Annotated in this window: 13 protein-coding genes; 7 read left to right on the forward strand and 6 right to left on the reverse strand. The window is 43.2% G+C overall.

The genetic code is table 11. The features are described from left to right. The first annotated feature begins 213 nt into the window (after positions 1-213). On the forward strand, positions 214-3,363 hold the full coding sequence (locus OLM56_RS09575) for a T9SS type A sorting domain-containing protein (protein ID WP_264526789.1): 3,150 nt from the start codon (positions 214-216) through the stop codon (positions 3,361-3,363). A 94-nt stretch (positions 3,364-3,457) separates the two neighbouring features. Here OLM56_RS09575 and OLM56_RS09580 read toward each other — a convergent pair whose 3' ends face one another. Beyond that, positions 3,458-4,393: a polysaccharide deacetylase family protein gene (locus OLM56_RS09580; RefSeq protein ID WP_264526790.1), complete on the reverse strand. Its 936-nt coding sequence runs from the start codon at positions 4,391-4,393 to the stop codon at positions 3,458-3,460. Between the two features lie 48 nt (positions 4,394-4,441). Continuing rightward, on the reverse strand, positions 4,442-4,936 hold the full coding sequence (locus OLM56_RS09585; RefSeq protein WP_264526791.1) for a hypothetical protein: 495 nt from the start codon (positions 4,934-4,936) through the stop codon (positions 4,442-4,444). A gap of 322 nt (positions 4,937-5,258) precedes the next feature. Here OLM56_RS09585 and OLM56_RS09590 point away from each other — a divergent pair, with 322 nt between their 5' ends. The 6 genes from OLM56_RS09590 (at position 5,259) to OLM56_RS09615 (ending at position 10,912) form a co-directional block, all read left to right on the forward strand. Further along, positions 5,259-6,557: an epoxide hydrolase family protein gene (locus OLM56_RS09590; protein WP_264526792.1), complete on the forward strand. Its 1,299-nt coding sequence runs from the start codon at positions 5,259-5,261 to the stop codon at positions 6,555-6,557. A 37-nt stretch (positions 6,558-6,594) separates the two neighbouring features. After that, on the forward strand, positions 6,595-7,626 hold the full coding sequence (locus OLM56_RS09595) for an alpha/beta fold hydrolase (RefSeq protein ID WP_264526793.1): 1,032 nt from the start codon (positions 6,595-6,597) through the stop codon (positions 7,624-7,626). 136 nt (positions 7,627-7,762) lie between these two features. Next, a complete protein-coding gene (locus OLM56_RS09600) occupies positions 7,763-8,191 on the forward strand; it encodes an organic hydroperoxide resistance protein (RefSeq protein WP_264526794.1) in 429 nt (142 codons plus the stop codon). A 102-nt stretch (positions 8,192-8,293) separates the two neighbouring features. Then, a complete protein-coding gene (locus OLM56_RS09605) occupies positions 8,294-9,034 on the forward strand; it encodes a DUF1223 domain-containing protein (RefSeq protein ID WP_264526795.1) in 741 nt (246 codons plus the stop codon). A gap of 110 nt (positions 9,035-9,144) precedes the next feature. Continuing rightward, positions 9,145-10,164: a sensor histidine kinase gene (locus OLM56_RS09610; RefSeq protein ID WP_264526796.1), complete on the forward strand. Its 1,020-nt coding sequence runs from the start codon at positions 9,145-9,147 to the stop codon at positions 10,162-10,164. Continuing rightward, the gene (locus OLM56_RS09615) at positions 10,145-10,912 is read left to right on the forward strand and encodes a LytR/AlgR family response regulator transcription factor (protein ID WP_264526797.1); all 768 of its coding nucleotides are present in this window, start codon (positions 10,145-10,147) and stop codon (positions 10,910-10,912) included. Before OLM56_RS09610 ends, OLM56_RS09615 begins: the two co-directional genes overlap by 20 nt. A 36-nt stretch (positions 10,913-10,948) precedes the next feature. Here the strand turns inward: OLM56_RS09615 and OLM56_RS09620 are convergent, their stop codons facing one another. From OLM56_RS09620 to OLM56_RS09635, 4 genes are all read right to left on the reverse strand, one after another. Continuing rightward, positions 10,949-11,128 (reverse strand): hypothetical protein, encoded by a 180-nt coding sequence (locus tag OLM56_RS09620; RefSeq protein WP_264526798.1) that lies wholly within the window; start codon positions 11,126-11,128, stop codon positions 10,949-10,951. A gap of 15 nt (positions 11,129-11,143) precedes the next feature. Further along, positions 11,144-11,926, reverse strand: coding sequence for a DUF1223 domain-containing protein (locus tag OLM56_RS09625; protein ID WP_264526799.1), 783 nt, complete (start codon positions 11,924-11,926; stop codon positions 11,144-11,146). A 133-nt stretch (positions 11,927-12,059) separates the two neighbouring features. Next, on the reverse strand, positions 12,060-13,139 hold the full coding sequence (locus OLM56_RS09630; protein WP_264526800.1) for a glycoside hydrolase family 130 protein: 1,080 nt from the start codon (positions 13,137-13,139) through the stop codon (positions 12,060-12,062). Positions 13,140-13,246: 107 nt separating this feature from the next. Further along, positions 13,247-15,988, reverse strand: coding sequence for a fibronectin type III domain-containing protein (locus tag OLM56_RS09635; RefSeq protein ID WP_264526801.1), 2,742 nt, complete (start codon positions 15,986-15,988; stop codon positions 13,247-13,249). Positions 15,989-16,471 lie beyond the last annotated feature (483 nt).

Raw genomic sequence — 16,471 nt, forward strand, 5'->3', positions numbered from 1 at the left:
TTTCATAAGTAGAAAGCTCCTAAATCGAGGAGCTTTTTTTATGCGTTTTAGTTTGGGTCTGAAGTCTCTTAACGATGTAACTATCTGGTTAACAAAATCGTAATTTTTATTTGTTCATTTTGAAATCTTAGGGTAATACAAGAGGTATATGTTTGTTGCCGTTTGAAACAAGCGTAGACAAGAATAAACAAACCTTAAAATAACAATGTATTTATGAACAAAAAATTACAAGAAAAAGCAAGGCATTTTGCCGTGCTTTTGGTACTGCTAGTTGCAGCAGACTCAATGTGGGCGCAAGCCGTTCCAGATGCCAATGGTATACTCTATGTTAAAAAAGGAGCGACAGGAAACGGCAGCAGCTGGACCAATGCCTTGGGCGAAGCCGCCGATGCCGTTAAGGCCGCAAGAGAACTGACAGCAGGAACCATAACCCAGATTTGGGTAGCGGGCGGGACGTACTATCCATTATACCGTGTTGATAACCTTAGCGGGACCAATCCGACCGATAGAAACAATGCTTTTGTTTTGGTCAATAATGTCAAGATGTATGGCGGCTTTGCGGGCACCGAAACACAATTGACACAAAGAGACTTGGCTTTGACAGCAAATGCTTCTGTTTTGAGCGGAGATTACAGCAATAATGATGTAATATCGGGTATTGGAAGTACGCTTACCATAACAAACAATGACGAAAATGCCTATCACGTAGTTATGGGTGTTGGAGTAAGTGCAGCCAACGCAATAACAAATACGACTGTCTTAGACGGGTTTACGATCCGTGGAGGAAACGCTAATATGGCAGGAACAATAAAAATTATTGGATCGAACAAATTTGTACCCAATAATGTTGCTGGAGGAATGTATAATTACTTTTCGTCGCCTACCATTTCAAATATTATCATTATTGGAAATGTAGCCGGCATAAGAGGCGGTGGAATGTATAACGACACATCTTCCCCAACGATTACCAATTTTACTATAAGCAAGAATATCTCAGAACAAGGAGCTGGAATGCAAAATGATAAGAGCCAATCCAAGCCCTATCTGTCTAACGGAATCGTCAATGGGAACTCGGCTAGAGGAGGAACATCTGAAGGCGGCGGAGGAATTAATAATTTTGCGGCAACGCCAACGCTTATCGATGTAGAAATCAGCGAAAACCATACGACGAAATTAGGAGGCGGGATAAAGAACAATACCGGCACGACCATACTGACTAACGTGGTTATCAAAGGCAATTCTGCTAAAGATGGCGGCGGGTTTTATAGCACCGATACCGATGATGTTGTTACCAACTGCGTTATCAGCGATAATACGGCAGAAGGCCTAGGCGGCGGATTTTATATAGAACGTTATGGCATTGCTAAGTCACCCATATTGACAAATGTTACTGTCGCAAGAAATAGTGCCGTTGTGAATGGAGGTGCTATATACAACACAAGCTCCTCTCTAAAAATTCGAAACAGTATTGTTTATGATAACCTTACTGGAGTTTATTATACAAATGCGCAAGCATTACCACAATATACGCATAGCCTTGTCCAAGGTGCTACCACAAATGATGCCAATGGGAATATAGACGGTACTACCGATCCGTTGTTTACTGATGCTGCCAATGGCAATTATAAACTTCAACAAGGGAGTCCTGCCGTAGATGCAGGAAGCAACAACTATTATGCACCAGGAAGTACGCCTAATATAGCCGCTATTGTTACTGATATCCTCGGAAACGATCGATTTTATGATGGTACTCCAGACATGGGAGCATATGAGCTGAACTGTGCCGTACCGAATCCTCCAACAGCCTTGCCGCAGACTTTTTGTGCCTCGGCTACCGTTGCAGAACTAACGGCTACTATAATTGCCGAAGCTACTGCCCATTGGTACGCTACTGCCGATGCTACTGAAGCTTTGGTGGATACCGCTGCACTGCAAACACAGACCTATTATGTGTCACAAGCTATTGGCAGTTGCGAAAGTACAAGGATACCTGTAGTTATAACCATTACCGAATTGCCAGCGGCTCCTACAGCGGCGGCACAGACGTTTTGCGGTACTACGACTGCAGCTTCTCTAGTTCCAGCACCGTCGGCATCGATGATATGGTATGCAAGCGCCACGGCGACAGAAGCATTAGAAAGCACTACAAACTTAGCAACCCAGTCTTACTTTGTATCTCAGAAAAATGGTGACTGTGAAGGGCCAAGAACTGAAGTTGCCGTAGTCATCAATACGCCAGATCCGGTTGTTACTCCGCAGACTTTTTGCGAAGGAGCTACAGTAGAAGATTTACGCGCCACGACAATCCAAGATGCTTTGGTACAATGGTATGCCGGAGGTACTTTTGGAGAAGTTTTAGCCAATACCTATCCGCTGACAACAGGCTCTTATTATGTATCGCAAACCGTTGACGGTTGCGAGAGCAGGAGAGTACAAGTTTTAGTAACGATAACGCCGCAAGCGATTCCAAATTTTGAAACCCTGGCACCAATCTGCAAAGATGCTGCTGCTCCGACTTTAGCACTGGTAGCTCCAAACGGAATCGCAGGAACCTGGAGTCCGGCTGAAATTTCGACAGCACAGACAGGTACGTTTGACTACGTATTTACGCCAACAGAAGTAACGGGAGTACTTTGCTTGGTACCGCAGACACTATCGGTTGTCGTAATTCCAAAAGCGACGCCTGATTTTGCACCTGTTGCTGACGTATGCCAAGGAACTGTGGCTCCTGCTTTGGCCTTGGTTTCTCCAAATGGCGTTGCAGGAACCTGGTCGCCAGCAACAATCGATACGGCACAGCCGGGTACAGCGGATTATGTATTTACTCCAGAAGAAGGAGCTTGTGCGATAGCACAGACTTTATCGATAACCGTAAAAAACCAGACTCCGGCTCCAACGGGGCAAGAAACGCAAGATTTTGTTACAGGCGAAACGCTGGCTGATTTCGAAGTAACGGGCGAAAATATACTATGGTATGATGCACCGACGGGAGGAAATTTGCTGTCCCCGACAGACCCAATTGTTGCCGGAAGCGTCTATTATGCTTCGCAGACCGTAGCTTCTAGCTGTGGAGAGAGCATCGTACGATTGAAGGTCATTGCCGGAACGGAGTTAGGGACTCCTGCTTTTGAAAGTGATAATTTTAAGCATTATCCAAATCCGGTTCAAGATGTGCTGACTATCGATTATACAGAAACCATCGATACTGCTACAGTGTTTAACATGCTAGGACAGCAGGTAATGGCAAAAAAAGCCAATGGAACTAGCTGCCAATTGAATTTTTCTGACCTGCCTTCCGGAACGTATATCGTGAAGGTTGTTGCTGGAGAATTCTCTAAAGTGTTTAGGGCTGTTAAGAAATAAGCACACATTATATCAATTGCTAAAATCGCCTGAAGTAATCTTCAGGCGATTTTTTATGAAGTCTTGACAGAAGTATGATTTGGAAGCGAATACCTTACGGTTTCTTAGAATAGGCCTTGACCATTTCTTCCAGCGGTATTTTCTCGTATTCGCCATCTTCGCCAGGATAGCGCAGCGTTGAAGCAATAGCTTCTATTCTTTTGGCGCACTGCCAGATAATGCTTTCGCCGCAAGGCACAATTTGAGGCGCTTCCTCAAAAACAGAATCTTTGAAAGCAGTTTTGGCGTCAATCAATTTCCAGCCGTTTTTCTTTAAGGCAATCAGCAGATCGTCGAGGAACAAGGCATTCAATAGAGAATGATGTATCAGCAGCGTATGCTTGACGGGCCTGTGGAATACCGAAACAGCCAGCGAATCATAATAGGAAGCTCGGTCTAAGATATGCTGGATGTAATAGTTTTTATAGGGCGTAAGGTCGGCATTGATATCCTGCTTTATGGCCTTTGCTATTTCAGCATCAATATACCAGTCGGAAGCATCTATCGTAACCGCGCCATTTTTATAGCCGTTCTGGGATAAAAATACGCGCATCGAATCTCTTTTTTCGGCGGTGTTGCCTTCTTTCAGATACGGGAATCTAAAATACTTTGTATAATGCTTGTAAGTAGTGATGATGCTGTCGCCTTTAAAAAAGTCATTGCTGAATTTTTTAAAGGTGGTCGATTTACCATTAAAATACAGATGCGAGTACGAATGATTGCAGATCAGATGGCCTTGGTCGTCCCATTGTTCCAAGAGTGTCTTTCCGTTTGAATCGGCTACTCTCATGCCGCAGACAAACAATGCTGCCTTGATGCGGTGTTTTTTGAGTGTTTTTAAGAGGGCGTCGTTTCTTTCCTGCCATTCGAGTTTTGGAGTCAGAGCTGTATTGGGATCGTCAATCGTAATCGAGATTTCTTTTTGGGCGTAGGCGCTTGCATTTAGAAACAGCAAGAGTAGAAGGAAGGCGTATTTTTTAGAACTTGTCATTGTTTAGTTTTGAAGATAGGAGCAGTGCCCATAACTGTTTTATGTTCTTTATAGAGGATGTGAAAATTTATACTTTATCACCAGATTATTTAAATACTGCTTGAAAGAGTTACTCATACCATCTAAGAGATAATAGGCTTCATCACCATTGCCAGTTTTTCCTTGTTTTTGCGCGGGAATAGTAATACTAGACCTTAGTCTGTTGCATTGAAGACAAACCGAAACATGAGCAACGACTTTCCCTTTCAGGTAATATACGAATCCTAAATGTGGGTCAAAGCAAGATGCCGTTCCTGCACCATAAGATAGCTTGCTTCCTAATTTTAGGCTCAATTGCTTGCTTGTCTTTTCATCAAGGATAATCTGTTTGGTTACAGTTTCGGATAGTTTGCCTTTATCCGTAATAATACTGATGTCAGATTCTTTACCACCCGAAAAATCATACATCACGATCGTATCATATTTAAGTCCAAGAAAAGGATTCTTTTGGCTATATACTGCTGTTGATAGCAGGAATAATAAAATTATTTGAAGCTTTTTCATGCAAGGATAAACTAATTTTCTCTTTATAATTAATCAAATATATAACAAATCTTCCTGTTTCAAGACTGCATAGTTACTGTATTTACACTTAAATTAATAGATACCTCAATCGTTCCAGTAATGATATCTCCTTATAGTTCTTAGTTTGCAAAGATGAATTTACGCTATACGATTCCGATAAAATTTTCAAGCTTACGAATGTCCGTTTCACTCTTCACTTCGTCCGTTTAGGCTATTTCTTCATTGTGTAGCGCTTGCTATCGAAATACTTTTGACCAAGAAATTAAAACAATAATCACATAATTTAATAATCAAAAGCAAAATGAAAACAATCAAAACAAACAAGCGTAGTCTTGCCGGCAGATTTTTGGCTGGGACTCTTATCTTGATCGGGACAGCTGGTTTCGCACAGAAAAATCCAGCAAAAAGCACAAAAGATTCAGAAGCGGTTCGTCCGTATCACATCAGCGTTTCGCAAGAAGCACTGACCGAGCTTCGCCAACGCATCAATGCGACCAGATGGCCAGACAAAGAAACCGTAGGCGACCAATCACAAGGCGTAAAATTGGAGCAGATCCAAAAACTTGCTGCCTATTGGGGAACTGATTACGACTGGCGCAAAGCAGAATCAAAACTAAATTCGCTGCCTCAGTTTGTTACCAACATCGACGGGTTGGATATCCAATTCATACACATCCGTTCAAAGCATAAAAATGCCATGCCGCTAATTATCACTCACGGCTGGCCGGGATCTGTCTTTGAGCTTTTGAAAGTAGTTGGCCCGCTTACCGATCCGACAGCTTATGGAGGTCGTGCTGAAGATGCTTTCGATCTTGTATTGCCTTCTATGCCGGGTTATGGGTTTTCTGAAAAACCTAAAGGTACAGGCTGGGGACCAGACCGTATCGGAAAGGCTTGGGATGTGCTGATGAAACGTTTGGGCTACAAAAAATATGTATCGCAAGGTGGCGATTGGGGTTCGGTAATTGCAGATGCAATGGCAAGACAAGCTCCAGAAGGATTGTTGGGTATCCACGTAAATATGCCAGCGACAGTTCCGGCAGAAATTGCACAAGCATTAAAAAATGGAGCACCAGCGCCAGCAGGATTAACAGCCAAAGAGAAAGCGGCGTATGCATCACTTAATAAATTATATACAAAAGGCGGCGGTTATGCCGGAATGATGGTTACCCGTCCGCAGACTCTAGGCTATGGACTTACAGATTCGCCTGTAGCGCTTGCTTCTTTTTTCTTAGACAAGTTTAATGAATGGACCTATAGCGGGGGTAATGCAGAAAAGTCGCTTACAAAAGACGAGATGCTTGACGATATTTCATTGTACTGGCTGACCAATACGGCGGCTTCATCGGCACAATTGTACTGGGAGAACAATACAAACAATTTCAATGCAGGAGAACAAAGGACAGCAGAAATCAAGATTCCAGTGGCCGTGACCGTATTTCCTGGAGAAATCTACCAAGCGCCTAAAAGCTGGACAGAACGCAGCTATAAAAACCTGATTTATTTCAACGAAGTAAAAAAAGGCGGACACTTTGCTTCTTGGGAAGAGCCACAGCTTTTTGCTGAAGAACTTCGCGCGGCATTCAAATCGCTTCGCTAATTAGTAAAAAAAAACATAAACCTTAACAACTGAAATCATGTTTAAGATAGCAAAATATAAGTTTAGCAATACGATAGCAATATTCGCGCTGGTCATTTTTAGCTACGTATCGGCTACTGCCCAAACAAAAAAGACAAATGCCCAAAATGTCAATCCTGTCAAAACAGCAAATTCGCTAGGGACTTTAAAACAAATCAATGCGGGCGTATTGAATGTCGGTTACACAGAAGCAGGTCCTGCAAACGGCACTCCAGTAATTCTATTGCATGGCTGGCCTTATGACATCCACAGTTTTGAAGAGGTGGTTCCGATGCTGGTTTCTAAAGGCTACAGAGTTATTGCTCCTTATCTAAGAGGCTCTGGGACTACTTATTTTCTTTCAGAAGCTACTCCTAGAAACGGACAGCAATCGGCCATCGCATCAGACATCATTGCTTTTATGGATGCGCTAAAAATAGACAAAGCTATTGTTGGAGGTTTCGATTGGGGTGCAAGAACAGCCGTTATCATGGCGGCACTTTGGCCGGAACGCGTAAAAGGACTTGTTTCTGTGAGCGGCTACCTGATTGTGAATCTCGAAACAAACAAACAGCCTCTGCCGCCTGCAGCTGAATTGGGATGGTGGTACCAATATTATTTTTCGACAGAACGCGGTGAGCTGGGCTATGCTAAAAATACCTATGATTTCAACAAACAGATTTGGAAGCTGGCTTCTCCGAAATGGGACTTTGATACGGCTACTTTCGACAGGACAGCGCAGTCTTTCAACAATCCAGACCATGTTGCGATCGTCATCCACAATTACCGCTGGAGATTGTCTCTTGCCAAAGGCGAATCGAAATATGATGATTTAGAAAAACGCTTAGCAGCACGTCCGTCAATTACAGTACCGGCCATAACTATCGGCAGTGATTTTGACGGGACAGCGGCAGACGGGAAATCCTATGCGAACAAATTCACAGAAAAGTATTCGCACAAGATGTTAAACGGGATCGGACATAACGTACCGCAGGAAGATCCACGAGCTTTTGCCGATGCTATCATTGAAGTTGATGGCTATACAAAATAATCAGGCTCAGCAATGTCCGATTCACAATCTACTTTGTCCATTTGAGCCATTTAGCCATTGGATGAGGTACTAGACCGGCCTACTTTTGGCCTATAATTCAAACAAAATAAAAACAACATTTTAAAAATTTACGACAATGAAAAACAACATCCTTCAACCAGAAAAAGTATTGTATACAGGAAAAACGCACACGACCGGAGGCCGCGAAGGTGCATCACAAAGTTCTGACAACCGTCTTGATATCAAGCTTTCGTCTCCAGGTTCTGCTGGCAGCGGAACGAATCCAGAGCAACTTTTCGCGGCAGGCTGGTCGGCTTGCTTTATCGGAGCCATGGGAATTGCGGCAGCGCAGATGAAAATCAAGCTTCCGGCAGAAACAGCTGTCGATGCAGAAGTAGATTTAGGCATGACCGACGGAGCTTATTTTTTACAAGCCCGCCTGAATGTAAGCCTTCCTGGCTTGGATACGGAAACAGCCCGTGCGATTACCGATGCCGCACACCAGACTTGTCCGTATTCTAAAGCGACGAGAGGCAATATCGGAGTGACGATTAATCTAATATAAGCAAAGCCTAAAATAGAATAGCCCGCAAATAGGGCTTTTCTATTTAAGTCAGAAACCCCAGATCAAAAATCCTAAATCAAAAATCCTAATTACTATCAAACTATGAAAAAAATAAAACTATTGCCTGTTTTGATTCTTGCACTTGTAGCAGGAACGAATGTTTTTGGACAGAACAAGGCCACTAAAAAAGGTTTTGCTGTATTGGAATTGTTTACTTCCGAAGGCTGTTCCAGCTGTCCGCCTGCAGATGAGCTTATGGGCAAAATCCAAAAAGAATATATGGACAGCGAAGTCTATGTACTTTCCTACCATGTGGATTATTGGGACAAACAGGGCTGGAAGGACGTCTTTAGCGATGCAGACTATACCAAAAGGCAGTATGAGTATTCAAAATGGCTTGGCAGTTCGGTTTATACACCGCAGCTTATCATCAATGGAAAGGTCGGGCTTATAGGTTCTGAGGAAACCGCAGTGAGAAATGCTACTAAGAAAGCCCTGTCGATGGCCGCTACCGCTGACGTGACTTTGAAAGCAGTACAGTCTGGCAACAAGATTACGGTAAGTCATTCTGTAAATGGCGCTTCAAAAAACAGCCGACTGCTTTTGGCCATCGTGCAAAAGACGGCGCAGAGTAACGTAAAGCGAGGCGAGAATGCAAACCGAATCCTGTCGCATTTCCAGATTGTGCATCATTTGCATAGTACAGCTTTGGCTGGAAACGAAAAAGGAACTACAACCTTGACGCTGCCTAAAGGTTTTACTACAAAGGGTTTTGAAATCATCGGTTTTGTGCAAGACAGCAGCAGCGGTGCCATTCTAGGAGCCACAAAAGCGACTTTTTAAAATAGCAATACTCACTTATATAATGATTCAAGCTGGAAGTTTCTTCCGGCTTTTTAAATATTTAAAAATCCTATCTTTGACAGGCAGGGATTCAATTACTACTACAGCATATGGAAAAAGAGAAAAAACGGTTTCAGGTTTCCCGAAAGGTGATATGGGGAAGTTCCATAGCACTGGCCATTCTTGCATCAATCCCTAAATTATTTGACCACGATTCGATGCTGGGCGATATCATTATCAACTCATCGATTACGTTTTTGTTTTCGCTTTTTATCTGGTATTATAATATCTACAGCCTTCCAAAATTTACGTCACGTCGCACTGCCAATAGTCTGATAAATGGAAAACTGCTATTAAGTGTTGTTATGGGTATCGTGATGATGGTGGTTTTGGTTATCGCACATCAGGAGCTTTTTCAGGTCACGAAGATGGATGCGCCCATCATGTTTGAGCTACGAGGCGTCTTGATCAACCTGATTGTTTATATGTTCCTGCACTTGCTTTTCCAGAATTACCAGACGCAGCAGATAGGGCTGGAACTGGAAAAGACGAAGTCGGGACATCTTGGTGCCCAATATGAATTGTTAAAGCAGCAGGTGAATCCACACTTTTTGTTCAACAGCTTGAATACGCTCAAATCTATGGTGGACATGCAGGATCCGCAAAGTTCTGATTTTATCCTGAAGCTTTCAGACTTCTATCGTTTTACGCTCGAAAGCAGGAAGCTTGATTTGATTCCGCTACGGGAAGAACTCCAGATCCTAGAGGCGTATACGTATTTGTTGAAAGCTCGTTTTGAAGATGGATTTGTCTTGGTAGACGAGATCGATGCCAGGCATTATGATTCGTCAATCCCACCATTTACCTTGCAGCTGCTGATTGAGAATTGTATCAAGCACAATGTGGTATCGCTAGACAGGCCTCTGCAAATTCGATTATATGTTGAAAGTGATTTTCTGGTAATCGAAAATCCGATACAGCTAAAAAAAGGCGCCTTGTCAACAGGTGTAGGGCTCGACAATATCAACCAGCGCTTTATGCATCTTATCCACAAAGAGATTGTAATTGACAAAGATGAAACTACGTTTAAAGTAAAAATACCCCTGATTTATGACCATCATAATAATTGAAGACGAAGTTAAAACAGCCAAAGCTCTAGGACAGCTTATCATGAGCATCAGGCCTGATGTACAGATACTCTCGTATATCCAAAGTGTAGATGGTGCGGTGAGCTACCTTACAGAAAATGACCAGCCGGATCTTATTTTTATGGACATACAGCTGGCAGACGGACTGTGCTTTGAAATTTTCAAGAGCGTTGAAGTAGTGTCTCCCGTGATTTTCTGTACTGCTTTTGACAATTATGCCATTGAGGCTTTCAAGGCAAATGGTATCGATTATGTATTGAAGCCTTTTTCAAGGGAAAGTATTGCTGCCGCTATCAAAAAGGCCGCTGAGCTTAAAAACTTTTTCCAGAGAAATAAAAAGAACCTACCTGATTTTGAGTATTTGCTGACTAGAAGCGGAGAGAATGCAGGGAAGAGCAGTTTTTTGGTGTTTAAAAATAATAAGTACCTGACGGTTCAGACAGAAAACATCGCTTATTTTTTTATAAAGAATGAAACGCCTACGATTATGACGTTTGACAAAGGAGAGTATCTGATAACGCAGTCTCTGGATGAGGTGCATAAATTGTTGTCGCCGAGTCAGTTTTTTAGGATCAACAGGCAATACCTGGTGAATTTTTCTGCAATCAGAGAAGCAGAGCACTATTTTTCGCGCAAGCTGCTCCTCAAGCTGACGGTTCCTACAGAAGAAAAGCTGTTGGTCGGAAAGGAAAAAGCGACCGCCTTTTTGGGCTGGCTGGAAAACAGATAATAAAAAAGCCTTGCTAACTATAGCAAGGCTTTTTTATTACGGCAAGATTTCAAAACTAGGGTCGGCAGGCCAGAAATCCGGCCTAGCTTGAGATCGTACTTTGGAAGTGTCTTGCTTGTTAGCAGTGCTATTAACATTAAGTCTGGGCCTTGTTTTTTCTAAAGTACAGGTAACGACTATCACCGCTGCCATGAATGTAAGGAGCATGTTTTTCATAAAAAAAGTTTTAGATTAATTAAAAGTTGCTTTTGTGGCCGCATTGATGGCACCAGTGGTGTCGTCTTGCAGGAACCCGATGATTTCCCAGTCTGTAGTGTTGAAGTTTTTAGGCATGGGCAGCACCAGTCCGCCTTGTTTTTCTTCAAGAGATAGTGTATGGGCTTGTCTTACGATCTGTACGTGATGCAAGAGACGGCCTTCATTTTCGCCGCGTTTCACCTCGGTAGTTGCTTGCTTTTGCACTAAGGCAACAAATAGGCTGGTATTTTTCTCAATCCCATTAGTCTCATAATTCAGTTCGAGCTGTTCTTTATTGGCATGCGCTTCGAGGATTAGGGCTGCGGCAGGTTTTGTTTCTAAAGCATCAGCCACCATGCTGTATAATTTTCGCGCATCGTCGCCACCGAATTCGGAAATGCCATTCACGATAAATTGCGGGGTATAGATGAGAGTTCGGTTCATCCAACTAGAATACTGCTGCTGTCTGCTGGTTGATTGTTCAGAACTGAAGCTGTCTTTCCAGTTAAGATGATCCCAGTAATCAACATGGAAAGCGAGAAAATAGATTTTCTTTCCATTCGATTCTTTCTGGATTTTTTCCAAAAGCTTGTCAGCAGGAGGACAGCTAGAGCATCCTTCGGAAGTAAAAAGCTCTACTACGGCAAATCCGTCATTTTGTGCGGTTTCCAGATAAGGTTTTCCGAGCCAATTTCTGTTCGGGATAAGGAAGTAATATAAAATTAGGGTAATCAGAAAACTGACTACTACAGCGGCTATTTTATCATTTCTTGTCATAATAGTTATATTTATCACGGTTAATTTCTTTCAAAAGTAGCGTGATAAACAGGGCATCGGAAGTGAAAAAATAGTCAAGCGGACACAATGGCTGCTGAAGGAGGCATTTTAAGTGATTAAAAGAAAAGCTTGCTTATTCTAATAGCGACAGGATTTCTTTAATAGAAAAATGAGCGCCGCAGACAAACTCATCGGCAGCGCCGTAATAGATGGTAAGCTGGTCGCCATCAACAACATGTCCATTCGTAAAAACGACACCGCCAAAGAAACCGCTGGTTTCATAAGATTCTGTGGGTATCATAATGGGTTTTACGGTACGCGAAATTACTTTAGTAGGATGATCCAAGTCCATCAAAAAAGCGCCGAGGCAATAGAAGTTTTCGGCATTCGCACCGTGATAGATTTCAAGCCATCCCAGTTCTGTTTTGATAGGAGCGGCTCCGGCACCGACTCTGGCGCTGTCCCAATGATGCTCTCTGGTCTTGACGATGCATTGGTGATTTCCCCAATGCAGGCCGTCGGGCGATTCGGCAATCCAGATATAATTGCCGCCTATCTCTTTGCTGCTGGGACGGTGCAAGGCATAGTACTTGCCGTTTATGCGTTCTTCAAAAATGGCACAATCTTTATTGTGTGGCGGAAAAATCATTCCTTTCTGTTCAAAGGTTTTCCAGTCTGTAGTGGTTCTCAAGCCGACGCCCACGCCGCTGTTGGAAACGGCCGTGTAGGTCAGATGATAGATGTTGTCAATTTTGCTGACGCGACAGTCTTCAATGCCGAATTGTTCCAGATACCCGATTCCTGACAATAACGGATAATCATTCGGTTCATAAAAACGAACGCCGTCGTCACTGCACAACAGGCGAAGGTGCGAAAGCGTGGTCAGGTAATCCTGTCCTTTATAAGTAATGACACGGGCATCATCGGCAATAAGGTCAGGGTCGTCCAGATGGATTTCGATAATCTCTATTTGGCCCAACGCATTGGCGATGGGGAAGAAGATAACGCCCTCTTTCTGAGGAATGTTTTCAGCGACTCTTACCAACAGCCAAGTTTTATCTTCAAATACAAAGACACCCGGATTGAGCAGGCAGATGACTTGCAGTCCTATACTACTGGGCAGCAGGTCGCTAGGCTTGAGCAACGGATTTTCGGGAAAACGGCGGGCAATGTCTTTCATGGTCGCTTTTTCATAAGTTAGTTGAATGTACAAAAAAGTTTTTTTGGATACACCTAAGAAAATCTTAAAAGAGGCGAGTGCCTTAAAAATAAAAAAGCCTCCCATTACAGGAGGCTTTCTAGCTATTAGATGCGGTCTACTTAATTTACGACTACCTTGACAGTGTAAACTTTATTAGAGTGGATTTTAAGAATATAAGTGCCGGTTGGCAAGCTTTGGTTGATAATCGAAAAGTTGTAATCGTCGATGTTTTTTGAAGAGTAGAATAAGTTTCCAGTCATGTCAAACATATCGATCTGGTCGATAGGGTATTTGGACTTGATATACGTCCTTTCGCCTGCTTTTATCGGGTTCGGATATACTTTTACGCCGTTTTGAGACGAAAACTCGCCCGTTCCTAAAGCTTCTTCTACCACAAAAGAGATTCGGTTGGATACTTCGTTATAGGAATCGTTTGTAAACATCACGATAAAATAATCACCTGCTTCGGTCGGAAGCTTGTCGTCTTGGATCACTTTCGTGCCTTCCGGAAGTCCGTCAAAATACGTAAAGCTTACTAATTCGTCTACGTTCGGATCGTCGCCAGCATGGTAGATTCCAAGCCAGTCTTTCACGATGCCCGGAGCGTTAGTCCAAGTAGCGATGATGTTTTCGTTCAGGTTATAAATCGTCTTGTTGATATTCAACTGCGTAATTTGGTTTCCAACTTGGAAAAATACTTTATTCCCGATGCTGTTGTAGCCGTCTTGAAGAAAATACTCTGCAAAATAGTAGCCGTCGGCTAGGTTATTGAACGTAAAGCTTCCCGAAGCCGTAGTCACGTAGCGCCATTGTGTTGAAGCAGGTCCGCCTGGAGTCTGTCCGACTTTGTAAATTCCAATCCAGTCGTTTGCCAATTGCGGTCCGTTGGCAAAAGTCAAGGTAACAGGGCTTCCCGAAGTATACGTCTGTGCGTTAGCCGCAAGAGTAACCAATGGTCCTACATAAAATTCTTTTCGGTCGGCTAATTCCGTATAGCCGTCGTTTTCCATAAATGTAGCATAATACCTTCCTGGCTGGGTCAATCCGCTAAACGTTGCCGTTCCGCTTCTTTGTCCGTTTACATACGCCCAAGCTTGCGATGGACTGCTGGCACCCGGAGTCTGGCTAATTTTATACAAGGCAATCCAGTCTCTTTGGTTCCCCGGTCCGTCTGTATACGAAACGTTTATCGGTGTGTTTGGTCGGTAAGCAATAGTATCCAATTGAATCTGCGTATTAGCAAAGCCGCTATTCGTCACGTTAAACGATTTCACGGCGCTCCATGGCGACCAGTTTAAGTTTCTATCCCTGTGGCGCACTTTTACAAAGTATTCGCCATTTGGGATTTCGTTAGCAGCGATGGTTACCTTCGTGATATCCACTCCGGCGTTCACGTCTCTGGATACATCGACCTGTCCGTTTAAGGCTCCGTATAAATCTTCGTAGTCTCTGTAGATGTCTTTTTCAATGATTTCGAAATCAGCTGTTTTTCCGATCAAGAATTCTGTAGAATTCAGCAATTGGTTGGAAGTAGTAGCATAGTTCGAGCTTGAAATAAGAAGAGGAAGCTCAACGTCTCCGTCATTTGCTGTAAAGTCATTAAGAATCGTAGGCTGTGTCGGGGCATCTAATCCTTTATAATGGTGGAAGGTATCCATCAGTTCGTTGTCTTTCCAAGTATAGGCGCTTCCGATAGAATACGACTCTACTTCAAAAGTATCGTTGTTGACGTCTACATCAATAATCTGGTACATCCAGTTAGAGATGGTCTTTTGCACGTCGTCAAAATCTTGTTCGGCCGCCATTCCCCAATACTGGTCCCAAGCTACGCCTCCAGAAATAATCTGGTACGTTGGCGTATTCTTTAATTGTCCCCTGTGGTATAAATGATGGTGGGCACCGATGTGCAAGATGTGTTTTTGAGAAGTTACCAAAATCGGCATGGCCGAGTTGCGAATCCAGGTAGAAATATCACCTACATATTGCTCCGCTTGATACGGCCTGTGGCCTAAAGAAACGATCCAGTCTACCGTAGGATCAGCATCAGCAGCTTGCACTACTTGTGTCAGCCAGTTCAACTGCGGTATGCCCGTATGTTCTGTATCCATGGCAATAAAAAGCACGTTTCCGACTTGGTTGGCATAATAGTTTTCGGTTCCGGAAGAGATGCCTCTGTACGACATTTCATCAAGCACATAATGGTCATAATACGCCTGCATGGCTAATGTTCCGTAAGTTTCGTGGTTACCGACCAACGTCTGTATCGGCAGGTAGCCAGAAAGCGCTTTGTTCTTTTTGAAATGCACGTTTTCGTAATGGTCTAAGGTTCCGACATCTACTTGGTCGCCGACCATTACGGTCAGCGCAATATTGTCTGCCGGATCAGCAGCGATGCCCCATTTTTGAGCAATCTTTCTTTTGGCTTGGGCAACTAAGGTGTCGAAACGCGGCACATTACGCATCTGGTTGTCTCCTAAAACCAAAAAGCGAAGATGCCCGTCGGCCGTTGCAGCCTGGCCTGGCAATGGAAGCGTCTTGAAAGACATTACCTGCGACGTGTTTGTTCCGGTCTTAACACGGTAGTAGTACTTGGTGTTTGGAGTCAGTCCCGTGAGTTTCACGTTGTGGTAAAAATAGTTGCTAGGATACCCGGTATCGGTAAAAATCCTATTGGTACCCGTAGTCGAGTTGGTCAGCGCATCAGGAGTACTGCCGTATTCCACGATAGATTCAGGGTTGCTTTCTGTTTTCCAGTTGACATAGATAGAACTGGTAGTAGGCGCCTGCAAGTAGGGCGATAGAGTCTGGCTTTTCGCCATCCAGCCCGCGAGCAGGAATAATACGATGTAAAACTTTTTCATAATTGTGTTGGTATTTGTTTTTAGACACCGCAAAATTAGGACGGCCGTGCTTTTAAAGAATTAGATAAAGATTAAGTTAGGGTTAAAGAATGATGGCTTTTTGCCGGCAAAGTTTAAGCTAAGTTTAATGAGAAGTGCTGATATGTTAATGAGGAGAGCCAATAAGTTAAAAGGGAGAGCCAATAAGTTAATGAGAAGAGCCTATAAGTTAAAAAGGGATGCCGATATGTTAATGAGGAGTGCGTATAAGTTAAAAGGGAATGCCTATAAGTTAATGAGGAGTGCCAATATGTTAATGAGAAGAGCCTATAAGTTAAAAGCGAGTGCGTATAAGTTAATAAGGAGAGCCTATAAGTTAAAAAGGGATGCCGATATGTTAATGAGGAGTGCCTATAAGTTAAAAAATTACAAATATTTCTGCCTCATTTTGAGACCACAAAAAACAGTTACACCCAATTTCTTACCACTTACGCCCGTATATGA

The sequence above is a fragment of the Flavobacterium sp. N2550 genome (assembly GCF_025947265.1).
GTDB classification, from domain to species: Bacteria; Bacteroidota; Bacteroidia; order Flavobacteriales; family Flavobacteriaceae; genus Flavobacterium; species Flavobacterium endophyticum.

What these genes read in the sequence shown, in the direction of transcription:
- OLM56_RS09595 (WP_264526793.1), top strand. Translation starts at nt 6,595, where the DNA reads ATGTTTAAGATAGCAAAATATAAGTTTAGCAATACGATAGCAATATTC.
- OLM56_RS09600 (WP_264526794.1), top strand. Translation starts at nt 7,763, where the DNA reads ATGAAAAACAACATCCTTCAACCAGAAAAAGTATTGTATACAGGAAAA.
- OLM56_RS09580 (WP_264526790.1), bottom strand. Translation starts at nt 4,393, where the DNA reads ATGACAAGTTCTAAAAAATACGCCTTCCTTCTACTCTTGCTGTTTCTA.
- OLM56_RS09585 (WP_264526791.1), bottom strand. Translation starts at nt 4,936, where the DNA reads ATGAAAAAGCTTCAAATAATTTTATTATTCCTGCTATCAACAGCAGTA.
- OLM56_RS09575 (WP_264526789.1), top strand. Translation starts at nt 214, where the DNA reads ATGAACAAAAAATTACAAGAAAAAGCAAGGCATTTTGCCGTGCTTTTG.
- OLM56_RS09635 (WP_264526801.1), bottom strand. Translation starts at nt 15,988, where the DNA reads ATGAAAAAGTTTTACATCGTATTATTCCTGCTCGCGGGCTGGATGGCG.
- OLM56_RS09590 (WP_264526792.1), top strand. Translation starts at nt 5,259, where the DNA reads ATGAAAACAATCAAAACAAACAAGCGTAGTCTTGCCGGCAGATTTTTG.
- OLM56_RS09605 (WP_264526795.1), top strand. Translation starts at nt 8,294, where the DNA reads ATGAAAAAAATAAAACTATTGCCTGTTTTGATTCTTGCACTTGTAGCA.
- OLM56_RS09615 (WP_264526797.1), top strand. Translation starts at nt 10,145, where the DNA reads ATGACCATCATAATAATTGAAGACGAAGTTAAAACAGCCAAAGCTCTA.
- OLM56_RS09625 (WP_264526799.1), bottom strand. Translation starts at nt 11,926, where the DNA reads ATGACAAGAAATGATAAAATAGCCGCTGTAGTAGTCAGTTTTCTGATT.
- OLM56_RS09620 (WP_264526798.1), bottom strand. Translation starts at nt 11,128, where the DNA reads ATGAAAAACATGCTCCTTACATTCATGGCAGCGGTGATAGTCGTTACC.
- OLM56_RS09610 (WP_264526796.1), top strand. Translation starts at nt 9,145, where the DNA reads ATGGAAAAAGAGAAAAAACGGTTTCAGGTTTCCCGAAAGGTGATATGG.